Genomic DNA, 18,925 nt, shown 5'->3' on the forward strand with positions numbered 1-18,925 from the left:
CCTACTGGATGGAGGGCCTCGTGCCTGCCACTGCTCCGCGTGAATCCTCTCCTGCTGACCTGGACGGCATGGCACGCCTGGCCGCCCGCCACAACGCCCCCGTCGAGGACGTCCTGCTCATCGCGATCAACCTGCACGGCATTTCCTCGCCGCTGCCGCGGCACCGGGCACGGGTCAACGTCCGCCTCACCACGGCGCCGACGGTGCCGTGGCAGGTGATCGTGCCGCTCAACGCCGCCGACTCCCCGTTCGTCCTCGACGAGGACACCCTCCTGCTGGCCGGCGAGCCGGTCGCGGCCGTCGAGCGGATCGACGCCGACGAAGCCGTCGGCGGCTACTTCCGCAACGACGGCCGGGCGATGACGCTCAACCCCAACGCCCGCTCCCGCTGCGTCGGCTGCGGGTTTTGCCCCAACACCCTGGAGGCCGCCGCCGACCCGCGGCTGTCCGAACAGCGCGCCGTCCGCGACCTCCTCACCGTCCTCGCCCACCGCCACCCGCTGGGCTCCCTGACCGGCCTGGAGGAGATCACCGTTTCCACCGGCTGCTACGAGCGCGAGCAGACGGCGGTCGACCACATGAGCGACCTGCGGACGTTGCTGGACGAGTTCGGCATCGGCGCCCGCCTGGGATTCCTCACCTCCGTGCTGCGCAGCAGCAAGGCGTTCGACACCCTCGCCCGCACCGCCAGCCCGTTCGTCCTGCGCCTGACCGCGGAGTGCTTCACCCGCCGCGACATGATGCTCAAGGCGTCGAAGGCCGACCTCACCCGCACCGAGATGCCCACCGTGCTGCGCCGCGCCCTCGAAGCCGGACTCGGCACCTCGTTCACGTACATCGCCGGGCTGGACGACCTGACCGCCATGCACAGCGGGGTCCGCGACCTGGCCCCGTACATCACCGAGTTCCCCAACGTGCAGGTCTACCAGGCCCACAACCGGATCATGGCCGGGCTGCGCACCGGAGGCGCCGCCGACCTGCCGTTCTACCTCCAGGCCCGCACCATGCTGGAGGACCTGCTGGGCCCCACCGGCCTGCGTCCGCGCGGGTGGGAGTGCTACCGGCCGCTGTGGTACTTCGCCTTCGGCTCCGAGCCGCTGGTCGCCCCGTGAACGGCCCGCAGGCGGCCGAGGTGCTGTGGCGGGCGCAGACGTACGCGGCCGTCGCCCAGCTCCACCTGCGCGACAACGTGCTGCTGCGCCGCCCCCTGGCCGCCGGTGACGTCAAGGACCGCCCGGCCGGGCACTGGGGGACCGTCCCGGGCACCGCCTGGGCCCTGGCCCACCTCGCCGTCCTGCCCGCCTCCCCCGGGACCGGGGGAGGCGCGGTGCCGCTGCTGGGCGCCGGGCACGCGGGTGTCGCCCAGATCGCCGCCGCCTGGCTGAGCGGCGCCCTCGCCGCCGTCCGGCCCCGCTTCTCCCGCGACGAGGACGGTCTGCGCCGCCTGTGCCGGGCCTTCCCGGACGTGGACGGCCTCGGTGCGGAGGTCACCCCCGCTCTGCCCGCGGGGGACTTCCTCGGCGGCCGGCTCGGCGGCTGCCTGCCCTTCGCCCAGGGCGCCGCGCTCGCCGCCGGCCCGGGCCGGGTGATGGTGCCGGTGATCGGCGACGGCGAGCTGGAGACCCCCACGACCGCCGCCGCCTGGCTCGCCGCCCGCGCCCTGCCCGCCGTCCCGGTCCTGCCGTTGGTCCACCTCAACGGCTTCCGCATGGGCGCCGCGAGCCTTCTGGGCTCCCTGGACGACCGGGCGCTCACCGCGTACGCGGCCGGCCTGGGCTGGCACGCCCGCATCGTCCGCGTCCCCGACGACGGCCACGACACCTTCCACACCGAGCTCACCACCGCCGCCGCCGACACCCTGGACGGCCGCAGGACCGTCGTGTTCATGCGGTGCGTCAAGGGCTTCAGCGGCCCGGCCGCCGCCGATGGCCGGGCCGTGCTGGGCACCGCCCGCGCCCACAAGACGCCCCTTGCCCGGGCCGGCACCGACCCGGCCCAGCTGCACGCCCTCCAGCGGTGGCTGGCCTCCTACCGGCCCGGCGAACTGTTCACCGCCGACGGCCGCCCCGGCCCCGCGCTCGCCGAAGCCCTCAACGGCGCCGTTCTGCCCCGCCTCGACCCACGCCCCACCCCCCGGCCCCGGCCCGCTCCCGGCGCCGGGCCGGGCGAAGAACCGCCCGAGGCGCGGGCCGGGTCGTTCGCCGCCGCCGTCACGACAGTGGTCCGCGACCACGCCCGGGCCGGGGACTTCCGCGTCTTCAGCCCCGACGAGCTCGCCTCCAACAAGCTCGGCGCCCTGGCCGGGCAGCCCTGGACGAGCGAAGTGCTCGCCGAGGAGGTCCTGGCCGAGCAGCTCGCCGGGTTCAACGCGGCCGGCGGCCGCGGCGTGCTCATCTCCTACGAGGCGTTCGCCCCGCTGATGACGACCGGGATCGTGTCCCTGCTCAAGCAGCGGCGGATGCCCGGCGCCGCCGACCGGCCGAGCTTCAACCTCCTGCTCACCTCCTACGGCTGGCACAACACCTACACCCACGGCGACCCGTCGCTCATCACCGCGCTCCTCGCGCTCCAGGACCCGGCGGTGCGGGTGTGGACCCCGGCCGACCCGGCCCGTCTGGCGCTCGTGCTGGACGAGGCGTTCGCCAGCCGGGGCCGGGTCAACATCATCGTCGCGGGCAAGCACCCCCTGCCGCCCGTCCCGGCCGGCACGATCGCCCAGGAGACGGCCCGGGGCGCCGCCCGGTGGCCGCACCTGTCCGACCCGGGGCCGCCGCAGCTGACGGTGGTGGTGTGCGGGGACCTGCCCGCCGCCGTCGCCGCCGAGGCCGTCCCCGAGCTCCGCGCCCGCCTGAAAGTGGCGGTGCGGGTGGTGTCCGTCCTCAACCTGACCGTCCTGGGCGACCCGGCCGTGTGGCCCGCCGCCCTCACGCCCTCCGAGCGCGACGCGCTGCTGGGGAAGGACGCGGCGCTGCTGGTCGTCACCCTCGGACACCCGGCCGCGATCTGGGGCCTGCTGCAGAACCGAACCGCCCACCCCACCGAGGTGATCGGCTGGCACGAGACGCACGGCCCCTGCCCGCAGCCCGCCCTCGCGGCCGCGGCCGGGATGACCGCGGACGGTCTGCTCGCGGCCGCCGAGCGCCTGCTGGACAGGAGGCCGTCATGCGGCGCCTGACGATCACCTCCGCCGACTTCACCGACCTCACCGCCCGGGCCCGTCCGGGCGACGACACCGTCTTCGTCGCCCTGCGCGCGGGCCGGGCGACCGGCTGGTACGGGCCGCTGCCCGAGCCCGTGGCCCGCGCCGCCCGCGCCCTGGCCCCCGCCCTCGATGGCGTAGACGCCACCGACCACCAGGCGGTCCACGCCCGCCTGACGGCCGCGGCCGCGCGCACCCGTGCCGGGTCGTGGGCGGCCGGCGCGCTGGACTGCGCGGCCTGGGACCTGCACGCCCGGGCCGAACACCGCCCCGTCGCCGACCTCCTCACCGACCGTCCCCTCCGCGACCGTCTTCCGGCGTACGCGTCATGGCTGACCCGGGACCTGTCCGACCCGGCCACCCTCGACCACATCCCCGAGGTCCGAGCCCAAGGGTGGGCGTTCACCAAATGGGGCCTGCGCCACCGCCCCGGCACCGGCGGCCGGGCACTGGCCGACCGCGTCAACGCCGCCGCCGCAATGTGCGGGCCGCTGGCCGCCGACGCGGTCGGCACCTGGCCGCCCGGCCTCCAGGCCGCGTTCCGCGCCGCCGTCGACCCCGCCGCCCTGATCTGGCTCGAAGACCCCGCCCCCGCCCACACACCACGGCTCTACCGGCTGCTGGACGGCCTGCCGCTGGCCATGGGGGAGCGCCTGACCCTCGCCGACGACACCCGCGCCGTCCTCACCACGATCCGGCTCTCCGCCCTCACCCTCGACATCGTCGGCTGCGGCGGCCTGACCGCCGCCCTGCGCCTCCTCGCCTCCACCACGCTGCCCCTGTTCCCGCACGGCCGCTCGCTCCAGCCCGGCCTGCACCTCGCCGCCGCCCGCCCCGACCGCGTCCCGGCCGTCGAGTACCGCCTGGCGTGGGAGCCGGGACGCCAGCGCCTCTACACCCATCCCGCCGAACCCGACCACGGCCACCTGCCGCTGCCGCCCGCCCCCGGCCTGGGGGCCGCACCCCGGAGCCGCCCATGACCCCCATCCCCCCGCCGCTGCCCGTCCAGGGCCGGACCGTCCCCGCCCCCACCGGCCCGCTCCTGCTCCTGGACACCCGCCTGGAAGGCCACGACACCTTCCTGACCGGCACCCTCACCCTCGCCGGATACGACCTCGCCGTCCGCATCCTCACCCTCGACGACTCCACCACCCTCCAGCCCGTCCACCCGCTCCCCACGAACATCCCCGCCCAGTGGACCGCCGCCCTGCACCTGCGCCACGGCCAGCGCGACCGCCGCATCCCCGACGACCTGCACACCGCCGCCCACACCGCCCGCCGCGACCTCACCGCCCTGGACGACGCCGAACGCCGCTACGCCCTGACCTTCCTGGGCGAGGCCACCACCCTCGCCATCCGCGCCGACCGCGTCGACGTCATCGTCCGCTCCCTGCCCGCCCTCGACGAAGGAGACCGCACATGACCCCGCCCGTGAAGCTGATCAGCGTGGACGTCGGCGGCACCCTCGGCGAAGCCGACGGCCCCGGCCTGGCCATGCGCCTGACCGCCGCCTCCCCGCTCTCCGCCGACCAGGCCCGCGCCGTTATGCGCGGCCGCCTGCACACCCAGCCCGCCCTCACCGACGCCCTCGCCGCCGAACTGGCCACCGCCCTCGGCATCGAACCTGCCGACTTCCCCCGCGACCTGCCGCCCGCCCCGCTCACCCTCTACCCCTACACCCTCGACGCCCTGCGGGAGCTGTCCGCCATCGCGCCGGTCGTGACCCTGTCCAACGTCACCTTCGCCGACGCCGACACCGACGCCTTGCGTCAACGCCTCGCCCCGCACGTCACCGGCCTGTTCCCCTCCTGCACCATCGGCTACGCCAAACCCGACCCCCGCGCCTTCCGCACCGTCGCCGACCACCACCAGGTCGACCCCGCCAGCATGGTTCACATCGGCGACGACTGGGCCTGCGACGTCCTCGGCGCCCTCGACGCCGGCGCGACTCCCATCTGGATCTCCAAGGGACGGCCGATTCCCGACAACCCGCCCGCCGGCGAACGGCAGCATGTCCACGTGGCCGCCACCCTCGCCGACGCGGCCGCTCTCCTCCGCACCCTCACCACCCCCTGAAGGGACAACCCCATGACCAGCCTGTTCACCGGCGCCTCCGGCTACTACCGCGACTACCGGCCCCACATCCCCGGCAACCTCGCCGCCCGCCTCGCCACCTGCGCCCCCGACCGCCAGCCCCGCCGCCTCCTCGACATCGGCACCGGCACCGGCCTGGTCGCCGAGGCCCTCCTGCCGTACTTCACCGACATCATCGCCAGCGACAACGACCCCGGCATGATCGCCACCGCCGAACAGGCCCTGCGCCCCAAGGTCCCCGCCACCACCACCCTGACCCTCACCATCGCGGCCGCCGAGGACTTCGCCCCGCCCGCCGGCTGGAAGGCCGACCTCGTCACCATCTGCCGCGCCTTCCACTGGCTCGACCAGGAGGCGGTGCTCGCCCGGCTCGACTCCCAGGTCGCCGAAGACGGAGCGGTCGCCATCTTCGGCGACAACAGCTTCTGGAAGGCCGACAGCGACTGGAAGGCCGCCGTCCGCCAGGTCATCCAGGACTTCCTCGGCGAACAGCGCCGCGCGGGCACCGGCACCTTCCAGCACCACAACCGCCCCTACAGCGAGATCATGCGCGAATCGCCCTTCAGCGAGGTCGAGGAGTTCACCGTCCCCGTCACCCGCACCTGGAACACCACCAGCATCCTCGGCTACCTCGCCTCCACCAGCTTCGCCGCCCCCCACCTGTTCGGCGAGCGCCTGCACGAGTTCGAGACCACCGTCCGCGACGTGCTGAGCGGCTACTCCGACACCGACACCTTCCACGAGGACAACGCCTTCCTCGTCCGCGTCGGACGGCGCCCCGCATGACCGGCCCCGGCGGCGGCCACCGGCAGCTCGACCGGCTGACCGCCGCCGCCCTGACCACCCGCGTGCAGGCCTCCTCCGTGCTGTGCCTGCCCGTGGGCTCCACCGAACAGCACGGCCCCCACCTCCCCCTGGCCACCGACACCCTCATCGCCCAGGCCTTCACCCACCACCTGATCACCGCCCACGGCGACACCCACGACCTGTGGCAGCTGCCCGCCCTCCCCTACGGCATCGCCCCCGAACACGCCTGGGCACCCGGCACCCTCACCCTGACCACCGCCGAGTACGCCACCCTCCTGCACACCCTGGCCGCCCAGTACGTCCGCGCCACCGGCGCCCGCCGCCTGATCCTCGTCAACGGCCACGGCGGCAACCGCGGCGTCCTCGAAGCCCTCGTCCACGAACTCCACCAGCGCCTCGGAATCCGGGTGTGCGTCCTGCACCCCCTCGCCCTCGCCCGCACCCCCGCCGGCGACCGGCCCGAGATCCACGCAGGCCTCCACGAGACCGCGCTCCTGCTCCACCTCGCCCCCGACACCGTCCACCTCGACCAACTCACCACCAACGCTCCGCAGCCCGACCCGGCCGCGATCCACCACCTCGTCACCGACCGGGCCGCCACCTGGCCCTGGACCTCCAACGACCCCCGCCTGGGCACCGACGGGATCATCGGCAACGACCCGGCCGCCGCCACCGCCACCCTCGGCGCCCGCCTCCTCCGCCAGGCCCTCGCCGCCGCCCGCCCCGCCCTGGACACCCTCATCCACCCCAGGAGCAGCCCATGCCGCTGACCGCCGCCGAACGCGCCCAGTTCCGCCGCGACGGCCTCATCATCCGCCGCCGCCAGGCCACCCCCGACCGCACCACCCCCGCCCGCGACCTCATCCACATCTGGTACGCCCAGGGCTACGACCCCGCCCGCCTCACCGAGTACACCCAGCGCACCTTCGCCCCCGAACACGGCTCCCACCCGGCCCTGCTCGACCTCTACACCGCCACCGGCGCCGCCGACCTCGCCACCGAACTCCTCACCGACCCCGCCCCCGTCACCACCACTCAGATCCAGATCCGCACCCCCGCCGGCCACGGCACCCAGCCCGTCAAGACCATGCACGTCGACGGAGTCGGCTGCCCCCACCTCGACCCGGCCGAACTACGCACCTTCTCCCTCCTCGTCGGCGTCGTCCTCTCACCCATCACCCACGCCGACGGCGGCGCCCTGCACTACGTCCCCGGCGGCCACCACACCATGGCCCGCTGGTTCGCCACCGAATGGGCCCGCGGCATCACCGACCAGGTCCCCCCGCACCTCGACACCCACACCGGCACCCCGCTGCTCGCCGACACCGGCGACGTCCTGCTCATGCACCACCTCGTCCCGCACGCCGTCGGCACCAACCACACCACCACCCCCCGCCTGATGGCCTACTTCCGCGTCTCCCACACCCAGCACCACACCCGGCGCCTCGAAGCCCTGCGCAACCCCTGGCTCGACTACCCCACCCTCGCCGCCTGACCAGGAAGGACCCCACCGTGCAGGTCATCCCGACCACCGACACCACCACCGCCGCGGCCGCCATCGCCGACGGCCGACTCGTCGTCGTCCCCACCAGCCGCTGGTACATGATCTGCGCCGACGCCGCCAACCCCACCGCCTACCAGGCCATACTCCACGGCAAGCAGCGCCCCCAGAACAAACCCCTCGCCCTCGTCGTCCCCCACCTCGACCGCGCCCGCGAACTGCTCGACCTCACCCCCGACGCCGAACGCCTCGCCGCCGCGTTCTGGCCCGGCGACCTCGCCCTCTTCCTGCCCTGGCGCCACCAGCACGACGCCGACCGCTACCGCGTGGTCGGCTCACCCGCCCTGACCACCCACGCCCCCGGCCCGCTCGGCGCCCTCGCCACGGCCTTCCCCGGGCTCCTGGCCGCCACCACCGTCAACGTCTCCGGTGACGGCGGCCCCGACGACCGCGGCCCCGCCGTCACCCTCGCCGAAGTCGACGAGTTCCTCACCGACGCCGGCCTCGACGCCGTCGTCATGGACGGAGGGATCTGCCCGGCCGCCCACCACCTCACCATCGTCGACTGCACCGGCCCCGACACCCGACTCGTCCGCGCCGGCCTCGTCCACCCCCGATCCGTCGCCGCCGCGATTGGGCAACCGGCCACCAGCTGACCACCACCGGCCCAGTGCCCTTCCCCGCCTCAGCCGCACGCGGGGAAGGGCACCGCTGCGTCAACCGGCCATGAGCTCGCTCGTTGTTCCGGTCGGCATCCCCCGCCAAGCAGAAGAACGCGTATGTCCGCGTGCGCGCGATGGCCCTGACGCGACGGCAGGGTGGTGCCGGAGGACGAAGGAGACGATGTCCGAGGAGCCCCGTACAGTCCCGGCATGCGCGCACCCGAGACGAGAGCAGGGACGGTGACCTCTTCCAAGCCCGGCGGCGGCTCCTTCGTGTATGTGATCGGCCCGGTCGGGTCGACTCGCGTCAAGATCGGCACGAGCAACAACCCGGAGAAGCGGCTCAAGGAACTCCAGACCGGCAATCCTGAACGTCTCGAAGTCCTGTGGTCCACACACGGCGGTCGCGAGCTGGAAAGCGCGCTGCATGGGGCGTTTGCCGCGTTCCGCGTCGAGGGAGAGTGGTTCGACTTCGCCGACATCGACCCGGTCGGCGCGATTCCCCACGCCGTCCACACCTACGCGAACCCCAAGCGAGCAGGTCAGCCGTCAGCGCCGCGACCCCGCCCGCGCGCCTTCGAGCGCGGGGAAGGCATCACCCCTGAGCGCTTGGCGGCCATCGTTCGAGACGTCGTTGTTGGCGTCCATGATCCTGATGAGGAGGACGACGAGGAGCCGGTGGTCAAGCCTTACCGCGTCCGCATCAACCGCGCGTGGGAAGGGTTCTCGGCGACCTTCTACGAAGGGCTCGCCACCGGCCATGCCCGGCGCAGCGCCGCCGGGAAGTCCGGGCTGGCCGCCTTCGGCGGGCCGCCTGCGGTCCTGCTCTTCATGCTGACCCTGCCGCTAGCGGTCCCGTACGGCGCCTTTCTCGCACTGCGCACGTGCACCCGGGACATCTGGCCCATCCGCAAGCTGCCCCTCCTCGCACTCGGCGGCTTCGGCCTGTGGGACGGATTCGGCTTCGACAAACTGATCCGCGAACAGGTGCTCGCCCGCCTCCCGATGCAAGCGATCGAGACGTTCCTCCGCACCTACTTCACCGAGCCCGCCATCGTGGCTGCATGGTTCCTGGGCGTGACCGGCCTCTTGACCCCCGTGCTCGGCTATACGCAGCTGCTCCAGGTGAAGAAGAAGGAGGAGGCCCAGGCGGCCAAGGCCCGCGTGAAGGCCGAGAAGGCAGCGAAGGCCGAGTTGCCACTAGGTCCCCTGCTCGACGGCCGCCTTCTCTCCCGTCTCCCGCCCTCGCCCCTTGTCTCCGACCTCGCCCGGACCCTTCCTCGGCAAGCCCCGAGGAAGAACCCTGCGAGCGCCTCTGTGTCCGCAGGGAAGGGTGCGGTAAGGGGGGGCGGGGGGCGAGAGCTCTGAGCGTCCCGGAGAGGCCGTTGTCGCCCGGGGAGACGGTGACGAGCCGGGGTCGTCTTGAGGGCCAGGCGAGGGTTTCGGGCGCCCAGCGTTGCTGCCTGAGGCCCATTGCCGGTACGGCCGTTCGGCCGGGTCACCGGAGCTGATGAATGTGGGGAAAGACGGTCGACTCACCCCGAGAACTCACCTCTTAAGAGGTGAGTTCTCGGTAGGGTGTCGCCATGACCACAGAGGCCGCGCTCGGCACCGTCGCCGTCATCCCCGACCCCGCTCCCGTCCCGCCCCTGGAGCTCGTCCCGGACCTCCCCGCCACCCCTGTCACCGAGATCGCCGTCGGCATCACCAACGCCCTGGTGGCCGCCTGGAACGCGATCCGCACCCGCCACCCGCAAGTCCCCGAAGCGGTCATCACCATGGCCACCGGCGGCCGGGAATCCGCGGTCAAGCTCGCCCACTTCGGCAAGAACCGCTGGACGGCGAGGAAGGGCGAGACCAAGCACCACGAGGTCTTCGTCACCGCCGAATCCCTCCGCGACGGCGCGGAGGCGGTCATCGCCACCCTCATCCACGAGGCCGCCCACGGCCTGAACGTGGCCCGCGGCATCGACGACTGCTCCGCCAGCCAGTACCACAACAAGCACTTCCAGGCCGCCTCCGAAGAGCTGGGCCTCATGCCCAAACCCGGCGTCAGCGCCTATGAGAAGAAGAAGTACGGCTTCGCCTTCACCACCATGACGGACGAGACGAAGACCGCCTACGCCGACCAGATCACCGCCCTGGACACGGCCATCCAGGCCGAACGCGTCCCCTCCTGGCTCCTCCTCGGCACCGGCGGAGGCCGCACACGCAAGAAGACCGGCACCAGCGCCGGCGCCGAGACGGAGACCGACGGCACGGACGACGCCGGACAGGACGGCGAGGTGACCCCGCCCCGCCCGGAAAAGGAGGACCGCAACTACATCAAGGCCGTCTGCGCGTGCGAACCGCCGACGGTGATCCGCGTGTCCCCCAAGACCCTGGAACGCCGCAAGATCATGTGCGGCGACTGCGAGAAGACCTTCGCCCAGGAAGCCTGAGCACGCCCAGCTGGGCCGGGCCGGTGAACTCCACCGGCCCGGCGGCGTTTCGCCCGGCGAGACCGCCGAGCACGCGGTACGGGTGCGCCATGGATATGAGCGACGTCTTCGTGCGGGCCGACATGATCAACGAGATGGCCCGAAGGCTTGGAATCGAGAACCTGCGGCACCGCGGTGGCCCCCGTCTGGAAGACCGGTGGCTGGCGGCGTGGCACCTGTTCGAGACGGCCTGCTCCAACTACGCCGGCGGCCGTACCCCGGCGTCGGTCGAGCAGGCCGCGGAGCTGGTGCGCGCGATGGTGAAGGCGCACGAGAGCTACCAGGAGTACCCCTCCGTCGGGTACCTGGCCTGTCTGTACGACGAGCTCGTTCCCCTGGAGGACAGGCAGCAGGAGCATCAGGTCCCGTGCTCGGTCGAGTGGGCGGCCCGCCCGCTGGAGGCCGTACGGGCGGGGCTTCGGGACGATGACTTCGCCCGCTGGCTGCGGGCGCTGGAGGGAGCCGTGCAGGGGGCCGTCCTGACCGCTCCCTGATCGCGGGCGGGGATAGACCTCACGCCGGGCCGGCGGGGCCTTCGGCGAGCCGCTACGGGTGCGGGTGGTTACGTTGGTCGGGCGCCCCCGATGAGCGCATCTTCGAGTGGTCCCGCGTACTTCGCACGGCGCGGGACCACTGATGCTTGCTTCGCCCCCGGACGAGCGCAGGGATCAACTACGAGACTGTCCCAGGTAGGCGTCGAAGATCGCGCGGGTGCGTTCCGGCCCGTAGAGAGTCATCTGCGTCCGCACGAAGGCATCAACACGTTCCCGGATTTCGTTGAGCTTCTCCGGCATGTCCAGGTGCGCAGGGGCGAACGGTTCCTCCACACCGACCACTGCCGGGAACGGCTCGTCCTCCGTTCCAATGTCATACGCCCGCACCTCTGGGACGAGTGGTAGGACGACCAGGCGGCACCCCTCCTTCAGCTCAAGCCCGACAACGGAGGGCGCGTACAGATCGCCGACCTTCTCTCGAAGGAAGAACGCAGCCGTCTCCGTAGGAGAGACGATGAACCCCCACCTCTCGTACATCCGCGCCAGATCGTCGTCCCACACGTAGCCGGTCAGCATCCGCCGGCCGCGCCGGCCCTCGACGGCAGCGGCCGCGCGGACCAGCTGCCGGCCGATGCCCTGTCTGCGCGAGGAAGGCTCCACAGCCATAAAGGCCACGTGCGCGCAGACCTCGTTGACCCGGGCGAACATGGCCCGCTGCATGCCGGCCTGCTGGGCGTACACATTCTGGTGAGCCCTCAGCTCCGCCAGACGTTCGCTCGGCTTCATACCATGGTTGCCCCGCTGCACCAGTGCTGCGCCCAGAAGTTTGCGGCGCCGTTCAACGACCAGCAGGCGGAATGGTTCGGCGAAGCGGGTCGTATCGATCCCACTGTCGAGGAGATGGCAGGTCGCCGTCAGCTGCTCCCGGTCCACCTCGTCCCGGGCTACCTCCGCGAGCAGTTCCTTGATCGCAGCGCCTTCCCCAGCTCGGGCAAGCCGTACGCCTGACGATTCGCCTCTGCGTGCCTTGACCCGCCCCATCTGCGTCTCCTCGGAATCTGCGGTGAGAGGCTCTTGGGCAGCGGCTCACCGTGGTTGCTTCGCTCAAGAGTCGGCCCGACGGGCAGTTGTGTGGCGGAACCGACGGGGGATTCCCGCGAAAGAGGCATGGTGAGGGGACGGGCGTCACGATTTCGGCCGCGCACGGCCCTGGATCGTTGGTCCGTGCAGACGGCGCCCGTCCGTGGGCACCGGTGAGGAGTGGGAGACGGAGATGACCAGAGCAGTCACCCCAGAGGTCGGTCCGGATCTTGTCGCGGTTGGCGAGGGTGATGACGTAGGCGTCCTGGACGATGTCTTCGGCGTCGGCGCGGGAGGCGGGCAGGTTCTCGGCGGCGAGCTCGCGCCGGGCGAGGCCGTGGAGCACGCGGCGCTTGTCCTGATAGACAGCGAACAGACGTTCGGCAAAGGAGTCCCCAGACGCGGCCCGCGCCCCCTCGGCGGCGGCCTGGGGGAGGGATGCTCCGGTGCGGGCGGGGCCGGCGGCGGGGTGCATGGTGCTCCTTTCGGCGGTGCTCGCGCGGCGGTGGTGCGTGAGCGGGTTACCGGGGGCGGGGGCCGGGGGCGGTGTCTGCATGACAGGGGCGGCCGAGATTTTGAGAGGGGAGGCTGTCGCTGGGGGGAGCGGGTCGGACGAGGGCGACGGGGTCCAGGACGCCGTACGGTTCGGTGCCCGGCCGGCTCGCCCCCGTTTCGGCGAGCGTGTTCTGGGCGGAGGCGGCCCACTCGCCGAGAGTGCGGGACAGGCTCTTGGCGAGGGTTCCGCCGGTTCGGGTGAGCCGTCGGCGGCGCCGCCGACGCCGTCGGCTCGGCCTGATCCTCGATGCGAGGCCAAGCGCGGACGTCGCGACGATGGCCAGGGCGAGGAGAGAGGAGCCGGTGTCGTCGGGGCGGCCGGCAGGGCTGGTGCTGATCCAGTGGAGTTGTTCGGTGAGGGCGCGGTGTCCGAGGGAGACGAGGAGGGCGGCGGCGAGGGTGCCGAGGGTGGCGAGGAGGGCGATCTTGGCACGTCGGATGTGGGTGGCGACGGTCCCCTTGTGAGCGCCGGTGAGTTCGGCGATCTCGGCCTGGGTGTAGCCCCAGCCCTCGTTGAGCAGGACATATCGGCGCTGGGGTTCGGTCAGTTCCTGGAGGGCGGGGCGGGTGTCGAGGATGGCGTCGGTGTCTTCTTCGGCGAGGTCGCTGACCCACAGGACGCTGTGTGCTTCGGCGGTTGGGGCAGTGGTGTCGAGGAGGGCGGCGGTCTTGCGGCGGCTGATGTCCTTGACCCGGTTGCGGATGACGGCGCAGAGGTAGGCGTAGGGGTTGTCGATCGTCGTCTCGCGGCTGTTGATGAAGGTGGTGAGGAAGGCGTCCTGGACGATGTCCTCGGCGTCGGCCGCGGGCAGGTTCTCGGCGGCGAGCTCGCGCCGGGCCAGGCGCAGGAGCGCCTGGCCCTTGTCGTGGTGGACGGCGAGGAGTTCGTCGGTGAGGGGTGTGTCGTCGTGGTCAGGCACGGCCGGAGCCCTTCTGCGCGGCCGTCTTGCGGCGGGCGGGCGGAAGGGCGGCTTCGGCGCGGATGAGCTCGGCTTCGCCGCGGGCGCGGGCGAGGTCGGCGAGAGCGTGTGCGTGGATGACCTCGGTCTCCCCCCGGGTGCGGCTGCGGTCCTGGAGGATCTTGATGAGCTTGTCGGCCAGCGGGACGAGGACGACCAGGACGGCGGCGATGACGAGTTCCATTGTGTTCCTTCCGGTGGGGCCCGCGAGGCTGTTCCGGGCGGGCCGTTCACTGGAGTAGGGGCATGACCCTCGCGTCTGCATGACACCCGCCGTTCAGTTTCTGAAGGCGCTCCGAGGGAGGGGCGGCGGAAAAGAATCTTGGGCGAGGTGTCATGCAGAAGCCGCCCTCGCCCCCCTTCACAGGCGGGACCCTGACGTCCGCACTCCAATGAAGTTCAATAACAGCAAACGGCCGGAACCCGCTCCGAGCCTCCTTCCGGCCGCCCAGAGCACCCCCGCCCCACCCCGGTGCCCCACCTTGTCCGTACCGGGACGCCACGTACGACTCGGCTCGACACGAGCCGACACGAACGGCTGGCCGGACGACGGGGGCGTCGTCGCTGACGGTTGCAGATTGCTGTTATTGAAAATCAGACAGGTCGGGAAGGCTTCGGGCGGGGCCTGCCTGGGGCGGCGCCGGTCGCGGCACCTGCCGGGGCCCTGTTCTCGTATAGCTACGGCGAGGTGACATGTAGCGCTGTGTAACTACCTTGGCCTCGTTTCCCCTCAGTGGTCGCCTCGTTGAGCTGAATGAGTGATCACGGTGGGGTGGAGGGTGCGGGTGCGGCAGGACTGGGAGCCGGAAGACCTGATCGAGGTCTGGACGCTGCTTGAAGACGACATGAAGCGGCTGCGGAACAAGTCCGGGGCAAACCGGCTGGGCTTTGCGGTGCTGTTGAAGTTCTTCGAGGTGGAGGCTCGGTTCCCGGAGTCGGCCGGGGAGGTGCCGGCGGCGGCGGTGGCGTACGTGGCCCAGCAGGTGAAGGTCCCTGCCGGGGAGTGGGCGGACTACGACTGGCAGGGCAAGGCGATCAAGCGTCACCGGGGCGAGATCCGGGCGGCGTACGGGTTCCGGGCGAATACCGAGGAGGACCAGGAGCGGCTGGCCGGGTGGCTGGCGAGCGAGCTGTGTCCGGTGGAGCTGTCGCGGGACCGGCTGGAGGCCGCGGTGGTGGCCCGCTGCCGCAACGACCACATCGAGCCTCCGGCCCCGGGTCAGGTCCGGCGACTGGTCGGCAGGGCGGTCAAGGACTTCGAGGCCGGGTTCTGCCGCGGCACGCTGGACCGGCTCAGCCACGCGACCCGCTCGCGGCTGGAGGACCTGATCGCGGGCGACGGGACGGACGAGGGGGCCGACGGCAACGGCGATGGCGCGGTGGCCGGCGGCGGGCGCTCGCACTTCGCCGAGCTGAAGACCGACCCCGGGGCGCCGGGCCTGGAGAGTCTGCTGGCTGAGGTGAACAAGCTGGAGCGGGTGCGGCGCCTGGAGTTGCCCGGCGACCTGTTCGCGGATGTGTCGGAGAAGCTGGTGGACGCCTGGCGGGCGAGGGCGTCGAAGGAGTATCCGGCGAACCTGGAGCGGATGAAGCCGCCCCGGCGGCTGACCCTGCTGGCCACGCTGTGCCATGTGCGGCAGACGGAGATCACCGACTCGCTGGTGGACCTGTTCATCCAGCTCGTGCTGAAGATCAATACCCGGGCGGAGCGGAGGGTCGACAAGGAGCTGAACGCCGAGCTGAAGAAGGTCCGCGGCAAGGAGGGGATGCTGCTGCGGGTCGCGGAGGCGGCGCTGTCGGAGCCGTCCGGCACGGTGCGGCGGGTGATCTTCCCGGTGGTTGGCGGGGAGAAGACGCTCAAGGCGCTGGCAGCGGAGGCCGCGGCGAACGAGGCCCGCTACAAGGCCCGGGTGCGTACGGTGCTGCGGTCGTCGTACTCGGCGCACTGGCGGCGGATGCTGTCGCCGCTGCTGAAGGCGCTGGAGCTGAAGTGCAACAACACCGCCTACCGGCCGGTGATGGACGCGATCGACCTGCTCAAGCGGTACCTGGAGCAGCCGCTGAAGGAGGGCGCGTTCTTCGATCCGGCCGAGAGCGTGCCGCTTGAGGGGGTGGTGCCCGAGCAGTGGCGGGCGGCTGTGGTGGACGACAAGGGCCGGGTCGAGCGCATCCCGTACGAGCTGTGCGTGCTGGTCAGCTTGCGGGACGCGCTGCGGCGGCGGGAGATCTGGGTGGTGGGAGCGAACCGGTGGCGGAACCCGGAGGACGACCTGCCCGCCGACTTCGAGGACAACCGGGACGTCCACTACGCCGCGATCCGCCAGCCGCAGGACGCCGGCGAGTTCATCACCGCCCTCCAGAGCAAGCTGCGGACCTCGCTGGACCGCTTCGAGCATGCCCTGGCCGAGGGCACCACAGGCGGGGTGGCGATCGTCAAGAAGCACGGCGAGCCGTGGATCCGCGTCTCCCCGCGCGGCAAGCAGGACGAGCCGGAGTCCCTGGTCGCCATCAAGGGCGAGATCGAACGGCGCTGGGGCACCATCGACCTGCTGGACATCCTGAAGTACGCCGAGTTCGACACGGACTTCATCGCCGAGTTCACCTCGGTGGCCACCAGAGAGAACCTGTCCAGGGAAGTGCTGCGGCGCCGGCTGCTGCTCGTGCTGTTCGCCCTGGGCACCAACATGGGCATCAAACGCGTCGCGGTGACCGGCAAGCACGGCGAATCCGAGGCGACGCTGCGCAGGGTGCGGCACCTGTTCGTCAACCGGGCCAACATGCGCGCCGCGCTGGTGAAGCTGGTGAACGCCACCTTCGCCGCCCGGGACGAGATGTGGTGGGGCACCGGCACGGCGTGCGCCTCCGACAGCCGCAAGTTCGGCTCCTGGTCCTCGAACCTGATGACCGAGTGGCACCAGCGCTACCGCGGCCCCGGCGTGATGATCTACTGGCACGTCGAGCGGAAGTCGGTGTGCATCTACTCCCAGCTCAAGTCCTGTTCGGCCTCCGAGGTCGCCTCGATGATCGAGGGCGTGCTGCGGCACTGCACCGACATGGTCGTGGACCGGCAGTACACCGACACCCACGGCGCGTCCATCGTCGGCTTCGCCTTCGCGCACATGCTCGACTTCAAGCTGATGCCCAGGCTGAAGAACATCGGCTCCGCGAAGCTGTACCGGCCGGCCGCCGGTCAGGACGAGAACTGGCCGAACCTGGCGCCGGTGCTGTCCACCAAGACGATCAACTGGGACCTGATCCGCCAGCAGTACGACCAGATCGTGAAGTACACCACCGCCCTGCGCCTGGGCACCGCCGAGGCCGAGCAGGTCCTGCGCCGCTTCACCCGCGGCGGCCCGAAGCACCCCACCTACCAGGCGATCGAGGAACTCGGGCGGGCGGTGCGTACGGCGTTCGTCTGCGACTACCTCGCCGATGTCGAGCTGCGGCAGGAGATCCACGAGGGATTGCAGGTCGTGGAGAACTGGAACTCCGCGAACAAGGACCTGTTCTACGGCAAGGACGGTGACCTGGCCGGTGCAGACAAGGAGTCCCAGGAGGTGTCCATGCTGGCCCTGCACCTGCTCCAGTCCGCCCTGGTCCACGTCAACACGCTGCTGATGCAGCAGGTCCTGGCCGATCCGAAGTGGGCCGAGATGCTGACCGAGGCGGACCGGCGGGCGCTGTCCCCGCTGTTCTGGACGCACGTGAACCCCTACGGCCGGTTCGAGCTGGACATGAACAGCCGCCTGGAGCTGGACCTGGCCGCCCGGGCAGCCGCGGTGCCCGGCCCGCGCACCCCGGAGGATGCACGCGCTGGGCAAGGCGCGTCCTGACCACCGGGCAGCGGGTCAGCGCAGGCGGCCGAGGCCGGGCACGAAGCGGCCGGTACGGGCTGCGTACTCCTGCCAGGCGACGCCGTGGATGCGCCCCAGGTAGGGCTCTTCGATCCGGCGGACTTGGAGCTCGTTGCCGATGACCATGGCGGCCAGGCCCGCCAGGGAGATGCCGTTGGGTACGGCGAGGGCCAGCCCGGCGGTCATCGCGGTCAGCCCTGAGTAGATCGGGTTGCGCACGAGCCGGAACGGGCCGGTGGTGACCAGCGCCGGGCGCTCACCCGGGTCGACCGTGGTCCGCCAAGAGGCGCCCATGGCGAGCTGGCACGCGAAGACCGCCGCGATACTCACGGCGGCCAGCACCGCCCCGGCCACGCGCAGGGCGGGCCGGTCCAGCGCGGGCAGCGGGTGAAGACCGGCAAGCTCTGCCACCGGGGCCACGACGCCGGCGGCGAGACCGCCGAGCGCACTGGCCAGCCGCGCGACCCAGTGGAAGACCCCCACCGGGCGCCGCACCCCGCTCTCCCCGGTACGGCGCCGCTGAACAGCGATGCGCACGCCGCCGTCCAGCAGCAGGAACACGCCGAACAGCACCAGCGCCACTGCGGGCATCGCCCTCACCCCCGGTCCGGGTCCTGCTTGCGGGCCGCGCCGAGCAGGTAGTCGCCCTGGATCTTCGTGAACCCGCCCGTCACGGTCAGGCCGTGGCGGGGCAGTTCGGCGAGGAACTCGTCGGCGGTGAAGCGGTCGCGGGTGGGGTGGACGAACAGCTTCTGGTAGGAGGGGCGGGCCAGGGCGTGGGCGGTGACCTCGTCGAAGACGAACACGCCGCCCGGCTTGAGCACGCGGGCGATCTCCGCGACGGCAGATCGCCAGTCGGGGATGTGGTGGATGATCGCGAAGTCGAACGCCGCGTCGTACGTGCCGTCCTCGGCGTCGAACGCCGCTTTGAGGTCGGTGGCGTCGCCCACGGCCAGGCGGACCCGGCCCGGCCGGTCCGCGAGACGGCGCCGGGCCTTGGCCACCATGCCGGGATCGAGGTCGATCGCGTCGACCTTCGCGGCGCGGAAGCGGTCGAGGATCATCCGCGTGCCGTAGCCGGAACCGCAGCCGATCTCCACCGCCCGGGAACCTGAGGGCAGCGGGCCGCCGGCCAGCCGCATGAGGGCAGGGACTTCGTAGAAGCGTTGCAGGGCCCGGCGGGCGGGATTGTTGACCGCCGCCTTCTCGATCCGGTTCATCAGCATGACACGACCCCCAT

18 protein-coding genes are annotated in these 18,925 nt (G+C 71.9%); 13 read left to right on the plus strand and 5 right to left on the minus strand.

Features of this window, described 5'->3' with window-relative positions:
• The first annotated feature begins 68 nt into the window (after nt 1-68).
• The 12 genes from IE287_RS30025 to IE287_RS30080 all read left to right on the plus strand — a co-directional run bounded on the left by IE287_RS30025 (nt 69) and on the right by IE287_RS30080 (nt 11,237).
• On the plus strand, nt 69-1,112 hold the full coding sequence (locus IE287_RS30025) for a hypothetical protein (protein WP_189852383.1): 1,044 nt from the start codon (nt 69-71) through the stop codon (nt 1,110-1,112).
• Nucleotides 1,109-3,175, plus strand: a complete 2,067-nt coding sequence (locus IE287_RS30030; protein ID WP_189852384.1) for a phosphoketolase family protein — start codon at nt 1,109-1,111, stop codon at nt 3,173-3,175. Before IE287_RS30025 ends, IE287_RS30030 begins: the two co-directional genes overlap by 4 nt.
• Nucleotides 3,163-4,179, plus strand: a complete 1,017-nt coding sequence (locus IE287_RS30035) for an enolase C-terminal domain-like protein (RefSeq protein ID WP_189852385.1) — start codon at nt 3,163-3,165, stop codon at nt 4,177-4,179. The genes IE287_RS30030 and IE287_RS30035 overlap by 13 nt, the downstream gene beginning before the upstream one ends.
• Nucleotides 4,176-4,622, plus strand: coding sequence for a hypothetical protein (locus tag IE287_RS30040; RefSeq protein ID WP_189852386.1), 447 nt, complete (start codon nt 4,176-4,178; stop codon nt 4,620-4,622). The genes IE287_RS30035 and IE287_RS30040 overlap by 4 nt, the downstream gene beginning before the upstream one ends.
• A complete protein-coding gene (locus tag IE287_RS30045) occupies nt 4,619-5,275 on the plus strand; it encodes an HAD family hydrolase (protein WP_189852387.1) in 657 nt (218 codons plus the stop codon). The genes IE287_RS30040 and IE287_RS30045 overlap by 4 nt, the downstream gene beginning before the upstream one ends.
• Before the next feature lie 12 nt (nt 5,276-5,287).
• On the plus strand, nt 5,288-6,079 hold the full coding sequence (locus IE287_RS30050) for a class I SAM-dependent methyltransferase (RefSeq protein WP_189852388.1): 792 nt from the start codon (nt 5,288-5,290) through the stop codon (nt 6,077-6,079).
• Nucleotides 6,076-6,870: a creatininase family protein gene (locus IE287_RS30055; protein WP_189852389.1), complete on the plus strand. Its 795-nt coding sequence runs from the start codon at nt 6,076-6,078 to the stop codon at nt 6,868-6,870. Before IE287_RS30050 ends, IE287_RS30055 begins: the two co-directional genes overlap by 4 nt.
• The gene (locus IE287_RS30060) at nt 6,861-7,595 is read left to right on the plus strand and encodes a phytanoyl-CoA dioxygenase family protein (protein ID WP_189852390.1); all 735 of its coding nucleotides are present in this window, start codon (nt 6,861-6,863) and stop codon (nt 7,593-7,595) included. The genes IE287_RS30055 and IE287_RS30060 overlap by 10 nt, the downstream gene beginning before the upstream one ends.
• A 17-nt stretch (nt 7,596-7,612) precedes the next feature.
• On the plus strand, nt 7,613-8,257 hold the full coding sequence (locus IE287_RS30065; protein WP_189852391.1) for an L-threonylcarbamoyladenylate synthase: 645 nt from the start codon (nt 7,613-7,615) through the stop codon (nt 8,255-8,257).
• 216 nt (nt 8,258-8,473) lie between these two features.
• Nucleotides 8,474-9,631, plus strand: coding sequence for a GIY-YIG nuclease family protein (locus IE287_RS30070; protein ID WP_189852392.1), 1,158 nt, complete (start codon nt 8,474-8,476; stop codon nt 9,629-9,631).
• Nucleotides 9,632-9,849: 218 nt separating this feature from the next.
• Nucleotides 9,850-10,704, plus strand: a complete 855-nt coding sequence (locus IE287_RS30075; protein ID WP_189852393.1) for a hypothetical protein — start codon at nt 9,850-9,852, stop codon at nt 10,702-10,704.
• A 95-nt stretch (nt 10,705-10,799) separates the two neighbouring features.
• Nucleotides 10,800-11,237, plus strand: a complete 438-nt coding sequence (locus tag IE287_RS30080; RefSeq protein ID WP_189852394.1) for a hypothetical protein — start codon at nt 10,800-10,802, stop codon at nt 11,235-11,237.
• 174 nt (nt 11,238-11,411) lie between these two features.
• Here the strand turns inward: IE287_RS30080 and IE287_RS30085 are convergent, their stop codons facing one another.
• The 3 genes from IE287_RS30085 to IE287_RS30095 form a co-directional block, all read right to left on the minus strand.
• The gene (locus IE287_RS30085; RefSeq protein WP_189852395.1) at nt 11,412-12,278 is read right to left on the minus strand and encodes a GNAT family N-acetyltransferase; all 867 of its coding nucleotides are present in this window, start codon (nt 12,276-12,278) and stop codon (nt 11,412-11,414) included.
• Nucleotides 12,279-12,838: 560 nt separating this feature from the next.
• A complete protein-coding gene (locus tag IE287_RS30090) occupies nt 12,839-13,792 on the minus strand; it encodes an RNA polymerase sigma factor (protein ID WP_189852396.1) in 954 nt (317 codons plus the stop codon).
• Entirely contained in the window at nt 13,785-14,015 is a 231-nt protein-coding gene (locus tag IE287_RS30095; protein WP_189852397.1) for a hypothetical protein, read from the minus strand. The genes IE287_RS30090 and IE287_RS30095 overlap by 8 nt, the downstream gene beginning before the upstream one ends.
• Before the next feature lie 583 nt (nt 14,016-14,598).
• Here IE287_RS30095 and IE287_RS30100 point away from each other — a divergent pair.
• Complete coding sequence (locus tag IE287_RS30100) at nt 14,599-17,664, plus strand: Tn3 family transposase (protein ID WP_229883821.1); 3,066 nt, start codon at nt 14,599-14,601, stop codon at nt 17,662-17,664.
• A gap of 15 nt (nt 17,665-17,679) precedes the next feature.
• Here the strand turns inward: IE287_RS30100 and IE287_RS30105 are convergent, their stop codons facing one another.
• Together IE287_RS30105 and IE287_RS30110 are read right to left on the minus strand one after the other, a co-directional pair.
• Nucleotides 17,680-18,276 carry a methyltransferase family protein gene (locus IE287_RS30105; RefSeq protein WP_189852398.1) on the minus strand — a complete coding sequence of 199 codons (597 nt, stop codon included), beginning with the start codon at nt 18,274-18,276 and terminating at the stop codon, nt 17,680-17,682.
• Between the two features lie 5 nt (nt 18,277-18,281).
• Nucleotides 18,282-18,911, minus strand: a complete 630-nt coding sequence (locus IE287_RS30110) for a class I SAM-dependent methyltransferase (protein WP_078627924.1) — start codon at nt 18,909-18,911, stop codon at nt 18,282-18,284.
• Between the last annotated feature and the right edge of the window lie 14 nt (nt 18,912-18,925).

It is taken from the genome of Streptomyces omiyaensis (assembly GCF_014650895.1).
GTDB classification, from domain to species: Bacteria; Actinomycetota; Actinomycetes; order Streptomycetales; family Streptomycetaceae; genus Streptomyces; species Streptomyces omiyaensis.